Genomic DNA, 15191 nt, shown 5'->3' with positions numbered 1-15191 from the left:
CACTTCATAATTAATGGACCTGCGCCAGATGGTTTAAATCCACCGGCTGGTCACGCTCCATGGCCTCATACAGGCGGTCATAGACGGTGGCGATGATCGCCAGGTAGTGTTCCAGCACCGCTTCGCGGGAACGGTTACTGATGCGACCGTCAATTACGCCTTCCGCATCCAGCGTCGCCTGGGCGATCAGCCGTTTGTCATCGCCATTTTTGCTTTCTACGTAGTATTCGATGGTGTGGCTGTTAAAGCCTTCCGCCAGCGCGACATATACCTGAAAGTGGCCGAACAGCACGAAGCACAGCTCTTTGTCCGGCGCGCAGCTCATCGCGTGATGCAGACGCGCTTTCGACAGGGTGATGCCCTGAACCAGCGAGTTGCAGTAGGTGTGCCACTGCTCCTGATGCTGGCGGTGACGATCGGCGATGTAGTCCGCCTTTTCACTTAATTCCCAAATTGTCATCCCGGATCCTCCCGTTACATGAGATGCACCGGTTAAGCATTTTCCATGCCAAAATTTATTTATTTGAATTTAAAGGAATTATTATAAAACCACGCACCATCACGACATGTCGATGACAGCCGCACGTCGTCGTCATCGACAGTTCCCCCACCGTTTATGGTCTCCTGGCATCGTTATTGCATATAGCCGCCATAGTATTAACGGAGGCCAATATGCACGAAATCACGCTAAGCCAGCGGGCGCTGGAAATTATTGAGCAACAGGCGCGGCAAAACGGCGCACGCCGGGTCACCGGCGTGTGGCTGAAGGTTGGCGCGTTTTCCTGCGTGGAGGCCAGCGCCCTCACCTTCTGTTTTGAACTGGTGTGCCGCGGCACGCTGGCGGAAGGCTGCGCGCTGCACATTGCCGAGCAACAGGCCGAATGCTGGTGTGAACGCTGTCAGCAGTATGTGCATCTTGTCTCTCAGCACGTCCGCCGCTGCCCGCACTGCGATAACGACCAGTTGCAGATCGTGGCGGATGATGGCTTACAGATTCAGCGTTTAGAATTGGAGTAAAAGATTATGTGTACGACATGCGGCTGCGGAGAAGGCAACCTTTATATCGAAGGCGATGAACATAACCCGCACTCGGCGTTTCGCAGCGCCCCCTTCGCCCCCGCCCCGCGCCAGACCATGACCATCACCGGCGTGAAAACCGATAACTTCTCCCCGACCCGCAGCGCGCAAGGCGATCTGCATTACGGCCACGGCGAAGCCGGTACCCACGCGCCGGGCCAGAGCCAGCGGCGGATGCTGGAAGTCGAAATCGACGTGCTGGATAAAAACAACCGCCTGGCGGCGCGCAACCGCGCGCGCTTCGCGGCGAATAACCAACTGGTGCTAAATCTGGTCTCCAGTCCCGGCTCCGGTAAAACCACCCTGCTCACCGAAACTCTGATCCACCTGAAAGGCATCGTCGACTGCGCGGTCATTGAAGGCGATCAGCAGACGGTCAACGATGCCGCGCGCATCCGCGCCACCGGCACGCCGGCGATTCAGGTCAATACCGGCAAGGGCTGCCATCTCGATGCGCAAATGATTGCCGACGCCTCTGCGCGCCTGCCGGCTGGCGATAACGGCATTCTGTTTATCGAAAACGTCGGTAACCTGGTCTGCCCGGCCAGCTTCGATCTTGGCGAACGCCATAAAGTGGCGGTGCTGTCGGTCACCGAAGGAGAAGATAAACCGCTGAAGTATCCGCATATGTTTGCCGCCGCCAGCCTGATGCTGCTCAACAAAGTCGACCTGCTGCCGTACCTCAACTTTGACGTCGAGAAGTGCCTCGCCTGCGCGCGGGAAGTGAATCCGCATATCGAGATTATTTTGCTCTCCGCCACCAGCGGCGAAGGCATGGACCAGTGGCTTAACTGGCTGGAGACGCAGCGATGTGCATAGGCATTCCGGGGCAAATTAGCACGATTGACGGCGCGATGGCGAAGGTGGAAGTGTGCGGCATTCAGCGCGAAGTCGATCTGACCCTGGTCGGCGCCGTCGATGAACAGGGCCAGCCACGCATCGGCCAGTGGGTGCTGGTCCACGTCGGGTTCGCCATGAGCGTGATTAACGAAGCCGAAGCGCGCGATACCCTCGACGCGCTGCAAAACATGTTCGAGGTTGAACCGGACGTCGGCGCGTTGCTATACGGCGAGGAGCGATAATGCGTTTTGTTGATGAATACCGCGCGCCGGAGCAGGTGCTGCAGCTGGTCGAACATCTGCAGCAGCGCGCCCGGCTGCTGGACTACAGTGAAGCCCGCCCGCTGCGGATGATGGAGGTCTGCGGCGGCCATACCCACGCCATCTTCAAATTCGGCCTCGACCAGCTATTACCGAACAATATTGAATTTATTCACGGCCCCGGCTGCCCGGTGTGCGTTCTGCCGATGGGCCGCATTGATGCGTGTATCGAGATAGCCAGCCGTCCGGGAGTGATTTTCTGCACCTTTGGCGATGCAATGCGCGTGCCGGGAAAAAACGGGTCGCTGCTGCAGGCGAAGAGTCGCGGCGCCGATGTGCGAATCGTTTACTCGCCGATGGACGCCCTGCGGCTGGCGCAGCAGAATCCGCAGCGCGAGGTGGTGTTTTTCGGTCTCGGTTTTGAAACCACCATGCCCGCCACCGCGCTGACGCTGCGTCAGGCCCGCGAGCGCAACGTCGGCAACTTCTACTTTTTCTGTCAGCACATCACCCTACTGCCAACGCTGCGCAGCCTGCTGGACCAGCCGGACAACGGTATCGATGCGTTTCTCGCCCCCGGCCACGTCAGTATGGTGATTGGTACTGATGCCTACGGTTTCATCGCCAGCGACTATCATCGGCCATTAGTCGTTGCTGGATTTGAACCAGTTGATCTACTGCAAGGCGTGATCATGCTGGTTGAGCAGAAAATAGCGCAGCGCAGTCAGGTAGAGAATCAGTACCGTCGCGTGGTGCCGGATGCCGGTAACGCGCTGGCGCAGGCGGCAATCGCCGAAGTCTTTTGCCTGAGCGGCGATAGCGAATGGCGCGGCCTGGGGACGATCAACGATTCCGGCGTTTGCCTGACGCCAGATTATCAACGCTTTGACGCCGAGGCCCATTTCCGCCCGGCGCCGCAGCGCGTTTGCGACGACCCGCGCGCCCGCTGCGGTGAAGTGCTGACCGGGCGTTGTAAACCACACCAGTGCCCGCTGTTTGGCCGCGTCTGCAATCCACAGAGCGCCTTTGGCGCGCTGATGGTCTCCTCAGAGGGCGCCTGCGCCGCCTGGTATCAATATCGCAGTCAGGAAAATAAAGCATGAAAAGCATTCAGTTAGCTCACGGTAGCGGCGGTCAGGCGATGCAGCAACTCATTGGCGAGCTGTTTATGCAGGCCTTCGCCAACCCCTGGCTGGCCGAACAGGAAGATCAGGCGCGTTTAGATCTCGCCGGGCTTGCCGCCCAGGGCGATCGGCTGGCCTTCTCAACGGACAGCTACGTTATTGACCCACTGTTTTTCCCCGGCGGCGATATCGGCAAGCTGGCGGTCTGCGGCACCGCCAACGACGTGGCGGTCAGCGGCGCCGTGCCACGCTATCTCTCCTGCGGGTTTATCCTCGAAGAGGGGCTGGAGATGGCGACGCTGGAAGCGGTGGTGCGCAGCATGGCAACTACCGCTCAGCAGGCCGGGATTGCCATTGTGACCGGCGATACCAAAGTGGTGCCGCGCGGCGCGGCAGATAAAATATTCATCAATACCGCCGGTATTGGCGCCATCCCCGGCGATATTCACTGGGGAGCGCAGCAGATTAGCGCCGGCGATGTGCTGCTGGTCAGCGGCACGCTCGGCGATCACGGCGCCACCATTCTTAACCTGCGCGAACAGCTGGGGCTGGACGGCGCGTTATCCAGCGACTGCGCGGTGCTGACGCCGCTTATCCAGACCCTGCGCGAGATTCCGGGCATTAAAGCGCTACGCGACGCCACCCGCGGCGGCGTCAACGCGGTGGCGCACGAGTTCGCCGCCGCCAGCGGCTGCGGTATCGAACTGCATGAAGCGAAGCTGCCGGTCAACGATACGGTGCGCGGCGTCTGCGAACTGCTGGGGCTGGACGCCCTGAATTTCGCCAACGAAGGTAAACTGGTGATTGCCGTCGCCAGAGAAGCCGCGCCGCGCGTACTTGAGCATTTACGGTCTCACCCGCTCGGACAGAATGCCGCGATAATTGGCGACGTTGTCGAGCGCGCCGGCGTGCGCTCTGTCGGGTTATATGGCGTTAAACGTACGCTCGATCTTCCCCACGCCGAACCGCTGCCGAGAATTTGTTAACCATTGAACCCACCCCGGATTGTGGCTTTCGCCTTATCCGGGCGACCTCAACAACGGCAACAATTGTTTTATTAACAGACTATTATTTGATTCATCTCTTTATTCTGCGCCGCGCTGCGGCGCTTTTTGGACTTAAGCAATGTCGTATACACCAATGGGCGATCTCGGGCAGCAGGGTCTGTTTGATATCACCCGTATTTTATTACAGCAGCCCGATCTGGCCGCGCTGAGTGAAACGCTAACCCGTCTGGTGCAGCAATCCGCGCTTGCCGACCGGGCGGCGATTATCTTGTGGAACCACGGCAACCATCGCGCCGTCAGGTACGCCTGCGACGACGCCGGGCAGCCGGCAAGCTACGAAGATGAAACCGTACTGGCGCACGGCCCGGTACGCCGCCTGCTGTCGCGCCCCGACGCGCTACATTGCGACAACGTGACCTTCGCCGAAACCTGGCCGCAGCTGGCCGCCAGCGGCATTTACCCGGAATTCGGCTACTACTGTCTGCTGCCGCTGGCGGCGGAAGGCCGCATTTTCGGCGGTTGTGAATTCATCCGCGACGACAACCGGCCATGGAGCGAAAAAGAGTACCAGCGCCTGCATACTTTCGCGCAGATTGTCGCCGTCGTGACCGAGCAGATCCAAAACCGGGTCAGCAACAACGTCGATTACGACCTGCTATGCCACGAGCGCGATAACTTCCGTATCCTGGTGGCCATCACCAACGCCGTCCTGTCGCGCCTCGATATTGACGAGCTGGTCAGCGAGGTGGCGAAAGAGATCCACCGCTATTTCCGCATCGACGCCATCAGCGTGGTGCTGCGCAGCAACCGCAAAGGCAAGCTTAACATCTACTCTACCCACTATCTCGACGCCAGCCATCCGGTCCACGACCAAAGCGAAGTCGATGAAGCCGGCACGCTAACCGAGCGGGTGTTTAAGAGCAAAGAGATGCTGTTACTCAATCTGCATGAGCACGACTCGCTGGCGCCGTATGAGAAAATGCTCTTCGAGATGTGGGATAACCAGATCCAGACCCTGTGCCTGTTACCGCTCATGTCCGGCAATACGCTGCTCGGAGTGTTGAAGCTGGCGCAGTGCGATGAACAAGTGTTTACCACTACCAACCTTAAACTGCTGCGGCAAATCGCCGAGCGCGTGTCGATAGCTATCGATAACGCCCTCGCCTATCGCGAGATCCAGCGGCTGAAAGAACGGCTGGTGGATGAAAACCTGGCGCTCACCGAACAGCTCAACAACGTCGAAAGCGAGTTCGGCGAAATCATCGGTCGCAGCGAAGCGATGCACAGCGTGCTTAAACAGGTGGAGATGGTGGCGCAGAGCGACAGTACGGTGCTGATCCTCGGTGAAACCGGCACCGGTAAAGAACTGATTGCCCGCGCTATTCATAACCTGAGCGGGCGCAACGGCCGACGGATGGTGAAAATGAACTGCGCGGCAATGCCTGCGGGCCTGCTGGAAAGCGATCTGTTCGGCCACGAGCGCGGCGCTTTTACCGGCGCCAGCGCCCAGCGCATCGGCCGTTTCGAACTGGCGGACAAAAGCTCGCTGTTCCTCGATGAGGTCGGCGATATGCCGCTGGAACTGCAGCCGAAGCTGCTGCGCGTTCTCCAGGAGCAGGAATTCGAACGTCTGGGCAGCAATAAACTGATTCAGACCGATGTACGGCTGATCGCCGCCACCAACCGCGATCTCAAACAGATGGTTATCGATCGTGAATTCCGCAGCGATCTTTACTATCGTCTCAATGTGTTCCCGATCCACCTGCCGCCGCTGCGCGAACGCCCGGACGATATTCCACTGCTGGTGAAAGCATTCACTTTCAAAATCGCCCGCCGTCTGGGGCGCAACATCGACAGTATTCCCGCGGAGACCCTGCGCACGCTTTCGCGCATGGAGTGGCCGGGCAACGTGCGCGAGCTGGAAAACGTCGTCGAGCGCGCGGTGTTGTTGACCCGCGGCAACGTACTGCAACTGTCGCTGCCGGAAATGCATATTGAACAGGAGACGCTGGCGCCGGAAGTGCTGCCGGAGGAAGGCGAAGATGAATATCAGCTGATCGTCCGGGTACTGAAAGAGAGCAACGGCGTGGTGGCCGGGCCAAAAGGCGCCGCCCAGCGCCTGGGGCTCAAGCGCACGACGCTGCTGTCGCGCATGAAGCGTTTAGGCATTAATAAGGATCGGTTAGTCTAGCCCGGCGATATGTCTCTAATGGCTTAAGGATTCTCCCGGAGGCGGCGCATTGCGCCTTCTCCGGGCTACCAAATCGCGCATGAACCGTAGGTCGGATAAGCGTAGCGCCATCCGACAAAATAACGGCACAACAGCTTGCGCTCTCCCCGGTGGCGCTTACGCTTACCGGGGCTACCAAATCGCGCATGAACCATAGGTCGGATAAGCGTAGCGCCATCCGACAAAATAACGCGGCGCCCCATCGAATACCGGACCGAATCCGGATTACCCCTCCCTCCCCAATCCCTTCTCAGCCTAATCATTACCCCAACATCTAAATAAGAATTATTTTCATTTATAAATAGCTTGTGCTATATAACATAGCAAAGGCTATAAACGATGATTAATTAATCGCAATACCGTGAGGGATCCTATGCCGCATCTGCCGCCGTTCAAGTACCTGTTGTTCTCCGCCGCATTAGCGCTGCTTGCCATCGCCCCGGCTCAGGCGCAAGAAAAATTTAAAGTCATTACCACCTTCACCGTGATCGCCGATATGGCGCAGAACGTCGCCGGCGACGCCGCAGACGTCAGCTCAATCACCAAGCCGGGCGCGGAAATTCACGAATATCAGCCGACGCCGGGCGATATCAAACGCGCGCAGGGGGCGAAGCTTATTCTCGCCAACGGTCTCAACCTCGAACTGTGGTTCGCCCGTTTTTATCAGCACCTGAACGGCGTACCGGAAGTGGTGGTCAGCAACGGTATCCAGCCGATGGGCATCAGCGATGGCCCCTACAACGGCAAACCTAATCCGCACGCCTGGATGTCGGCGGATAATGCGCTGATTTACGTCGATAACATTCGCGATGCACTGGTGAAATACGATCCCGTCAATGCCGACACCTATCGCCGTAACGCCGAGGCCTACAAAGAGAAGATCCGCCAGACTATGGCGCCGCTGAAGGCCGAACTGGCGAAACTGCCGGCGGACAAACGCTGGCTGGTCACCAGCGAAGGCGCATTCTCCTATCTGGCGCGCGATAACGGCCTGCAGGAGCGTTATCTGTGGCCGATTAACGCCGACCAGCAGGGCACGCCGCAGCAGGTGCGTAAAACCATCGACACCATGAAGAAGGAGCATATCCCGACCATCTTCAGTGAAAGCACCATCTCCGACAAACCGGCGCGACAGGTCGCCCGTGAAGCCGGCGCCCACTATGGCGGCGTACTGTATGTTGACTCGCTAAGTGCCGCCGACGGTCCGGTGCCGACCTATCTTGACCTGCTGCGCGTCACCACCGAAACCATCGTCAAAGGGATCAACGATGGCCTGAGGAAACAGTCATGATTGCGCCACAAGCGGGACTTATCGTCGACCAGGTCACGGTGACCTATCGCAACGGCCACACCGCCCTGCGCGATGCCTCGTTCAGCGTACCGCGCGGATCGATTGCCGCGCTGGTGGGGGTCAACGGATCCGGTAAATCGACGTTATTCAAAGCGCTGATGGGCTTCGTGCGCGTCGGCCACGGCGATATCGCCATTCTCGGCCAGCCGGTCAACCGCGCGCTTCGGCAAAATCTTGTTGCCTACGTACCGCAATCGGAAGAGGTGGACTGGTCTTTTCCGGTGCTGGTGGAAGAAGTAGTAATGATGGGCCGCTATGGCCATATGGGCTGGCTGCGGCGGGCGAAGCCCCGCGACCGGCAGATTGTCGATGCCGCGCTGGCCCGGGTAGGAATGAGCGAATACCGCAAAAGACAAATTGGCGAGCTCTCCGGCGGGCAGAAAAAGCGCGTGTTCCTCGCCCGCGCCATTGCTCAGGAAGGCAAAGTGATCCTGCTCGATGAGCCGTTTACCGGCGTCGATGTGCAGACCGAGGCGCGGATCATTGCCCTGCTGCGAGAACTGCGCGACGAAGGCTGTACCATGCTGGTTTCTACCCATAACCTCGGTTCAGTCAGCGAATTTTGCGATTACACGGTGATGGTGAAAGGCACCGTGCTGGCCAGCGGCCCGACGGAGACCACCTTCACCGCCGAGAACCTGGAGCTGGCCTTCAGCGGCGTATTGCGTCACGTCACGCTCACCGGCGCGGAAGAGCGCATTATTACCGACGATGAGCGGCCGTTTATCAGCCATCGCGCGGCGGGGGGCCAACGATGAGCTGGCTGCTGGAGCCGTTTGGCTATCAATACATGCTCAACGCGATGTGGGTCTCGGCATTAGTCGGCGGCGTCTGCGCCTTTCTCTCCTGCTACCTGATGCTCAAAGGCTGGTCGCTGATTGGCGACGCCCTCTCCCACTCGATCGTTCCCGGCGTCGCCGGCGCTTATATGCTTGGCCTGCCCTTTGCGCTGGGCGCGTTTCTCTCCGGCGGCCTGGCGGCAGGCAGCATGCTGTTTCTTAACCAGCGTTCGCGGCTTAAAGAGGACGCCATCATCGGGCTGATTTTCTCCTCGTTTTTCGGCATCGGTCTGTTTATGGTGTCGCTGAATCCGACCTCGGTGAACATTCAAACTATTATTCTCGGCAATATTCTCGCCATCGCTCCGGAGGATATTATCCAGCTGGCGGCAATTGGCTGTATTTCGATGGCGATCCTGTTGCTGAAGTGGAAAGACCTGATGGTCACCTTCTTCGATGAGAACCATGCCCGCTCGATTGGCCTTAACACCAGCGGTCTGAAGCTGCTATTTTTCACCCTGCTGGCCGCCTGCACCGTGGCGGCGCTGCAAACCGTCGGCGCGTTTCTGGTCATCTGTCTGGTCGTGACGCCCGGCGCCACCGCCTGGCTGTTAACCGACCGCTTCCCGCGTCTGCTGGCCATTGCCGTCGCTATCGGCAGCCTGACCAGCTTCTTCGGCGCATGGCTGAGCTACTACCTTGATGGCGCCACCGGCGGCATCATCGTGGTGGCGCAGACGCTGCTGTTCTTAGCTACCTTTGTCTTCGCGCCGAAGCACGGCCTGCTGGCCAACCGCCGCCGCGCCAGGGAGGCCTCATGCTAACGATGCTCCTTGAACCATTACAGTTCCCGTTTATGGTCAACGCGATGCTGGTGGCGACGATCGTCGCCGTCCCCTGCGCGCTGCTGTCGGTATTTCTGGTATTAAAAGGCTGGGCGCTGATGGGCGATGCCATGAGCCACGCGGTGTTTCCCGGCGTGGTGGTGGCCTACATTATCGGCATCCCCTTCGCCATCGGCGCGTTTATTGCCGGCTTATTCTGCGCCGTCGCCACCGGTTTTCTCGACGATAACAGCCGCATCAAGCGCGATACCATCATGGGGATCGTCTTCTCGGGGATGTTCGGCGCCGGGCTGGTGCTGTACGTGGCGATTCAATCCGAGGTCCATCTCGACCATATTCTGTTTGGCGATATGCTGGGAATATCCGCCAGCGATATCGGGCAAACGGCGGTGATTGCGCTGGCGATTGCGCTGATTATCGGGCTAAAGTGGCGCGATTTTTTACTGCACGCCTTTGATCCCAATCAGGCCAAAGCCAGCGGCCTGCGCTGCGGGCTGCTGCATTATGGTCTGCTGTGCATGATCGCGCTGACTATCGTCGCGACGTTAAAGTCGGTGGGGATTATTCTGTCGATTTCGCTGCTGATAGCGCCCGGCGCTATCGCTCTGCTGCTGACGCGGCGCTTTGTCAGCGCATTATTGCTGGCAACGGTAATCGCCGTGGGCTGTTCGCTGGCGGGCGTCTGGCTGTCGTTTTATCTCGATAGCGCGCCGGCGCCAACCATCGTGGTGCTATTTACCGCGCTGTTCGTGCTGGCCTTTGTCGCCAGTACTATCCGTGACGGTCAGAAACAAAGGGCGTCAGCAACGATCTCCGATGGCGGCTAACGCCAGCGCGAGCAGGGAGAATTGTCGGATGGCGCTACGCTTATCCGACCTACAGTACGTGCGGCCTGCCTTTAATTTATTCACCATGCTGGCTGAAACTGCCGGTGCTGGCGATCTCAAAATCCCCCGGTGGCGCTGCCGCTTACCGGGGCTACAGCGCTTTGCGATTTGGTAGCCCGGAGAAAGCGCAACGCGCCGCGTCCGGGAAAACCCTTAAAAAAAGTTGCAAACCGATGACAGTATCTACGGTCTGTGCGGCCTGCCTTTAATTTATTCACCATGCTGGCTGAAACTGCCGGTGTTGGTGGCCTCAAAATCGCTGAGACGTTCCCGGAAGGCCGGGGCAGCCCGCATGGATGCGGGCTGAGGGCCGTGACTTGCAGGGACGCAGCCTCGGCCCGACCCGAAGCCTGTAGGGATAAGTCGAAGGAACCACGAAGTGGCGATTTTGGCGGCCAAAGCCCGGGAGTACAGAGGGCGGCGGCGACTGGCCGCCCTCTGTGCGCTCCCTGCGCCACGGAAAACATATTGCATAAAAATCAAACGGGAGCGCAATATCCTCTGAAGCGACACTCGATAAACGTTTTTCTCAAGCGAAAAAGTTGCAAACCGATAGCAGTATCTACGATCCTTCAACCGCGATCCCGGTGGCGGCGAAGCGCAGCGCAAACCGTGGAAAGGCCGCTATTTTTTCGGCCGGTATTTTTCCGGCAGCTCCGGCGCCGGTCGCCTGTCGTCAATCAGGTGACGAATGGTCAGAATCGGGTGGCGCCAGAGCATCCGCGGCCCGGCCCAGCGCATGATCCGCTTCATCTCTTCCCGCTTCGCCGGCTGATAGCAGTGTACCGGACACTGTTTACAGGCCGGCTTCTCTTCGCCAAATACGCACTTATCCAGCCGCTTGTCGGCGTAAGCGTTAAGCGCCAGGTAATGTTCGCCGTCGTTGCGCGCATCCGGGCAGCGGCGCTGATAAAGCCTGATCATATTGCCGATAGTCTTCTTTTCGCGATCGATGCGTTTGCCCATGTCACAGCCTCAAGCCAATAAGATGCATTGATTATACACCTTTGTGTCTGTCAGGGCATCTCACTGCTTCAGATGCTGGATTAACTGCAGCGCGGCTCCGGATAACACGCCAAAATGGCTCCAGGCATAGAAATCTCGGACAAACACGCTGCCTTCCGCTTCCAGCGGGCGCAACAATCCAAGCTTCTCTTCCAGTCGATAGACGGGGGCGGGCATTGACGTTAAAAGATCGCTCTCAGCGATAAAGGATTTTATCGCTGCGGATGAAGCGCACTCGATAATCGGAACCGGACAGGGCAGCTGATGCGAGCGAAAAATATCTTCGAGGATAAGCATCGGCGTGCTTAACGGCGGCGGCATGATCCACGGATAGTCGAGCATCGCCGCAAGCGACAGACGTTTTTCTTTTTGCAGCGGATGGCCTGGCCTTGAAATGATACAAATACGATCCTGCCAGTTAATTTTTCCACGAACTACGATTTTATCGTCGTGCGGTAAAGGCCCGCAGAGGGCGATATCAATTTCATGCATCAGCAGCAACTTAAACAACTCTGAGTCAATGCGGTCGAATATTTTGATGTGTATCTGGGGATGGCGTTTATGAAAGGCGGCTAATTTATCAATAAAATGGCTGGTTAACAGACTGGATACGCAGCCGATTCTCAAAATCCCCTTGCCCGCCCCGCGGATCAGCGCCATTTCCTCTCTGGCCTTGTTCTCCGTGTTCAACATTGTCATGGCATAGGGTAAAAACGCGCTGCCATACTCGCTTAACGCCATTCCATGCTTATGTCGTTCAAATAAGGTGGCATTCAGATCCTCCTCCAGGGTCAGCAATAATCGGCTGAGCCCGGATTGCGTAATCCCCATTTTCTCCGCAGCCAGGGTTAAATTTCCTTCGCTGGCGACGGTAAGAAAGGCTTGTATCTGTTTAATTTTCATAGCCATGACAATTACTCATTGAACGAATTATTTTTACATTTCCCTGACGCTTCTTTTTGCGTCAAGAATGCAGTAAGCAACGAAAAAAAAGAATAGTGCAACAGCGGCGCATTTCCGTGGGAAACACTCTCAATATTTATAGATCAACACCCTGACCCTAACGATAATTTATAATGAGAATAAATCACTATGACACAGAACAACATTCTATTAATCCTCGGCGCTATTTTACCCGTTATCATTACCGTTCTCATTGGCTATATCAGCGGTAAACGCAAAGACTTCAACTGGCAGCAGGCTGGTGATATTAATAAAATTGTGATGCTGTATGCTTTACCGCTGAGTATTTTCAGTAATATGGTCATGACGCCGCGGCATATCGTGATGAGCATGGGGCCGGTCGCTATCGCCATTATCCTGGCGCTAATTCTGAGTTTCCTTATTCCCTTAGCTATCGCCCGTTATATCTGTAAACGCTCCCTGGCGCTCAGTACCCTACAGGCTCTGGCCATCGGCTCGCCGGCCGTTCCCTTCATTGGCACCTCGGTACTGGCTTTTTTATTTGGCACCGTCAGCGCCTCACTCATTACTGTTTCCAGTATTACGCAAAATGTCTTCCAGCTCCCGCTAGTGATGATTCTGATGTCCGTTGCAACGGGGGATAAAAGCCAGAATATCTCTTTTGCCACGCGGGTCATCAACGCCATCAAGCAGCCGGTGGTATGGTCGCCGGTTGTCGCGCTGATATTAGTATTAATGGATATTCATATTCCAGAAACCGTATCAATGTCGCTAGGTCTGCTGGGTAAGGCCTCCGGCGGACTGGCGCTGTTTGCCGCAGGCATCGTGCTCTATACTCGCAGCATTGTCATCACCTCCGCCACCATTATTACCGTCATCGCCCGTAATATTCTGGTGCCCGGCGCCTGCTACCTCATTTTGTTAAAAATGGGTTTCAGCATGGAGCAAATAAAACAAGTGGTATTAACGATGGCGATTCCTGTGGGCTCGATCGCCATTATTATTGCTATGCAATATAAGTCCGGCGAGCAAGAAATGGCCTCGACCATGGCGCTAAGTATTATTACTTCCATCATTACGATGGGCGCATTTATTTTCCTGACCTTTTAATCACGGCGATAACATCGCGTAAATCCGGAGAGAATATGACTTCTATCACTGTATCGGCCGCTGAATTATTACTGCACCGGCTTCAGGCCCTCGACGTGGCCTATATTTTTATTAATTCGGGTACCGATTATCCCCCGGTTATTGAAGCGTGGGCCAAAATGCGCGCCACGGGACAACAGGTACCGGAGCTGGTGATATGTCCCCACGAGAACGCCGCTATTGGCATGGCCCATGGCTATTATCTCGGGAGCGGGAAAGTGCAGGCCGTCATGGTTCACACTAACGTAGGCCTGGCCAATGCCGCCTGCGGCGTCATCAATCTGGCCAACAGCAATATTCCGGTACTGATTTTTGGCGGACGCACGCCGATTAGCGAGCATTCACACTTTGGTTGTCGCAACACGCCGATTGGCTACGGCCAGGAGATGCGCGATCAGGCGGCGCTCATTCGCGAGTCGGTGAAATGGGACTTTGAATTACGCATTGCCGATCAGATCGGCGAGCATGTTGACAGAGCATGGGCGATAGCCCGTTCATTGCCAAAGGGGCCGGTGTATTTGAGCCTGCCGCGCGAGCCGCTATGCGAAACGTTCACGATCGATGAACAAGCGCTTCATGCCGAACCAACCCAACAGCCGGTACGCTACGCGCCAACGCGAGCGGATATTGCCAGCGCCGCCGATGCGATAGCCAATGCCAGACAGCCGGTCATCTTCGCCCAGCGCGGCGCAAGAACGTCTGGTGGCTTTGCGCGGCTCAATACCCTGGTTAAGGAGTGGGCCATTCCGGTGGTGGAATACTGGGGCACTGAAGTCACCCTCGGCAGCGACAATCCTATGCTGGCAGGCAGCGATCCCGAAGGCTGGCTTTCTGCCGCCGACGTCATCATCGTTATCGACTCGCAGGCCCCGTGGATCATCGAAGAAAGCCGCTGCAACGACAGCTGTAAGGTGATCCAGATCGGCCCCGATCCGCTTTTTTCCCGCTACCCCGTCCGCGGTTATCGCGCCGATATTAACCTGGCCGGAGAAACCGACGAGGTATTCGAACTTTTACAAGAGGCGCTCCAGCCGCTTGTGGCGGCGAAGCAACGGCAGGTGGCTGAACGTGAAAAGCATGTGCTTAACCTGATACAACACGCGAAGAACCAACGTGAAGCCCTCCTCCACGCCGGCCAAAAAGGAGCGATTGGCAAACCCTGGCTGAGTTACTGTTTGGGCCAGCTTGCCAATCAACATCAGGGGAAGATCGTCTCTGAACTGACAACAATGCCGCAGTTTGCCGGCCTGACTCAGGCGGACAGTTATTATCAGGAAGCGCTGGCGGGCGGTCTGGGTGAAGCGTTGCCCATCGCCTTAGGGCTGCAGCTCGCCCGGCGAGGTGAGCTTATCATCGCCGCCGTGGGCGACGGCTCCTATCTCTTTGCCAATCCGGCGGTGTGTCATCACATCGCGGAAGTGATGAAGCTCCCCGTGTTGGTGGTGGTCGGCAACAATGGCGGCTGGGGAGCGGTGGCGGGCGGCACCCGGGCGCTCTATCCCGACGGCTATGCCGCTAAAATGGACGCGATCCCGGCCACCGCGTTCTCGTCGTCGCCAGATTTCGCCGCGCTCGCCGCCTCCAGCCGCGCGGCTGCGCTGACGGTTTCGCTGGCGGAAGATCTCCCCGGGGTACTGGAAGAGGCGGTCGCTATTATTCGCACTCGCCGACAAAGCGTACTGGTCAACGTTGAGCTAGGACGTTAATCGCAAC

At 57.4% G+C, this 15191-nt stretch carries 15 protein-coding genes; 12 read left to right on the top strand and 3 right to left on the bottom strand.

Going from position 1 to position 15191, the window contains the following annotated elements; all coding sequences use genetic code 11:
- Positions 1-10: 10 nt before the first annotated feature.
- Positions 11-460, bottom strand: coding sequence for a formate hydrogenlyase regulator HycA (gene hycA / locus AC2CGP_RS17465; RefSeq protein WP_015703262.1), 450 nt, complete (start codon positions 458-460; stop codon positions 11-13).
- Positions 461-672: 212 nt separating this feature from the next.
- Between hycA and hypA the strand changes: the two genes are divergently transcribed.
- From hypA to AC2CGP_RS17415, 10 genes are all read left to right on the top strand, one after another.
- Positions 673-1017, top strand: coding sequence for a hydrogenase maturation nickel metallochaperone HypA (hypA, locus tag AC2CGP_RS17460; protein ID WP_015370023.1), 345 nt, complete (start codon positions 673-675; stop codon positions 1015-1017).
- Positions 1018-1023: 6 nt separating this feature from the next.
- Positions 1024-1896 carry a hydrogenase nickel incorporation protein HypB gene (gene hypB, locus AC2CGP_RS17455; RefSeq protein WP_047040585.1) on the top strand — a complete coding sequence of 291 codons (873 nt, stop codon included), beginning with the start codon at positions 1024-1026 and terminating at the stop codon, positions 1894-1896.
- Positions 1887-2159 carry a HypC/HybG/HupF family hydrogenase formation chaperone gene (locus AC2CGP_RS17450; protein WP_047040582.1) on the top strand — a complete coding sequence of 91 codons (273 nt, stop codon included), beginning with the start codon at positions 1887-1889 and terminating at the stop codon, positions 2157-2159. Before hypB ends, AC2CGP_RS17450 begins: the two co-directional genes overlap by 10 nt.
- Positions 2159-3280, top strand: a complete 1122-nt coding sequence (gene hypD / locus AC2CGP_RS17445) for a hydrogenase formation protein HypD (RefSeq protein WP_015703265.1) — start codon at positions 2159-2161, stop codon at positions 3278-3280. The genes AC2CGP_RS17450 and hypD overlap by 1 nt, the downstream gene beginning before the upstream one ends.
- Complete coding sequence (gene hypE, locus AC2CGP_RS17440) at positions 3277-4287, top strand: hydrogenase expression/formation protein HypE (protein WP_015703266.1); 1011 nt, start codon at positions 3277-3279, stop codon at positions 4285-4287. Before hypD ends, hypE begins: the two co-directional genes overlap by 4 nt.
- 139 nt (positions 4288-4426) lie before the next feature.
- Positions 4427-6499 (top strand): formate hydrogenlyase transcriptional activator FlhA, encoded by a 2073-nt coding sequence (flhA, locus tag AC2CGP_RS17435; protein WP_047064107.1) that lies wholly within the window; start codon positions 4427-4429, stop codon positions 6497-6499.
- Between the two features lie 412 nt (positions 6500-6911).
- Entirely contained in the window at positions 6912-7829 is a 918-nt protein-coding gene (locus tag AC2CGP_RS17430; RefSeq protein WP_020078094.1) for a metal ABC transporter substrate-binding protein, read from the top strand.
- A complete protein-coding gene (locus AC2CGP_RS17425; protein ID WP_047057191.1) occupies positions 7826-8647 on the top strand; it encodes a manganese/iron ABC transporter ATP-binding protein in 822 nt (273 codons plus the stop codon). The genes AC2CGP_RS17430 and AC2CGP_RS17425 overlap by 4 nt, the downstream gene beginning before the upstream one ends.
- The gene (sitC, locus tag AC2CGP_RS17420) at positions 8644-9492 is read left to right on the top strand and encodes an iron/manganese ABC transporter permease subunit SitC (RefSeq protein ID WP_047076617.1); all 849 of its coding nucleotides are present in this window, start codon (positions 8644-8646) and stop codon (positions 9490-9492) included. Before AC2CGP_RS17425 ends, sitC begins: the two co-directional genes overlap by 4 nt.
- Positions 9486-10340, top strand: coding sequence for a metal ABC transporter permease (locus AC2CGP_RS17415; RefSeq protein ID WP_015370014.1), 855 nt, complete (start codon positions 9486-9488; stop codon positions 10338-10340). Before sitC ends, AC2CGP_RS17415 begins: the two co-directional genes overlap by 7 nt.
- 684 nt (positions 10341-11024) lie before the next feature.
- On the opposite strand, the gene AC2CGP_RS17410 is transcribed toward AC2CGP_RS17415, so the two are convergent.
- Both AC2CGP_RS17410 and AC2CGP_RS17405 read right to left on the bottom strand, forming a co-directional pair.
- Positions 11025-11366 carry a nitrous oxide-stimulated promoter family protein gene (locus AC2CGP_RS17410; RefSeq protein WP_015703271.1) on the bottom strand — a complete coding sequence of 114 codons (342 nt, stop codon included), beginning with the start codon at positions 11364-11366 and terminating at the stop codon, positions 11025-11027.
- A gap of 60 nt (positions 11367-11426) precedes the next feature.
- Complete coding sequence (locus tag AC2CGP_RS17405; RefSeq protein ID WP_015370012.1) at positions 11427-12314, bottom strand: LysR family transcriptional regulator; 888 nt, start codon at positions 12312-12314, stop codon at positions 11427-11429.
- Between the two features lie 183 nt (positions 12315-12497).
- Here AC2CGP_RS17405 and AC2CGP_RS17400 point away from each other — a divergent pair, with 183 nt between their 5' ends.
- Together AC2CGP_RS17400 and AC2CGP_RS17395 are read left to right on the top strand one after the other, a co-directional pair.
- Positions 12498-13439: an AEC family transporter gene (locus AC2CGP_RS17400; protein WP_015370011.1), complete on the top strand. Its 942-nt coding sequence runs from the start codon at positions 12498-12500 to the stop codon at positions 13437-13439.
- A 35-nt stretch (positions 13440-13474) separates the two neighbouring features.
- On the top strand, positions 13475-15184 hold the full coding sequence (locus AC2CGP_RS17395; RefSeq protein WP_047040568.1) for a thiamine pyrophosphate-requiring protein: 1710 nt from the start codon (positions 13475-13477) through the stop codon (positions 15182-15184).
- Positions 15185-15191: the final 7 nt, after the last annotated feature.

The organism is Klebsiella sp. SYXHC3, from assembly GCF_057196925.1.
Note: the sequence above shows the minus strand (reverse complement) of the source record. Positions and strands in the feature narration are given on the sequence as shown.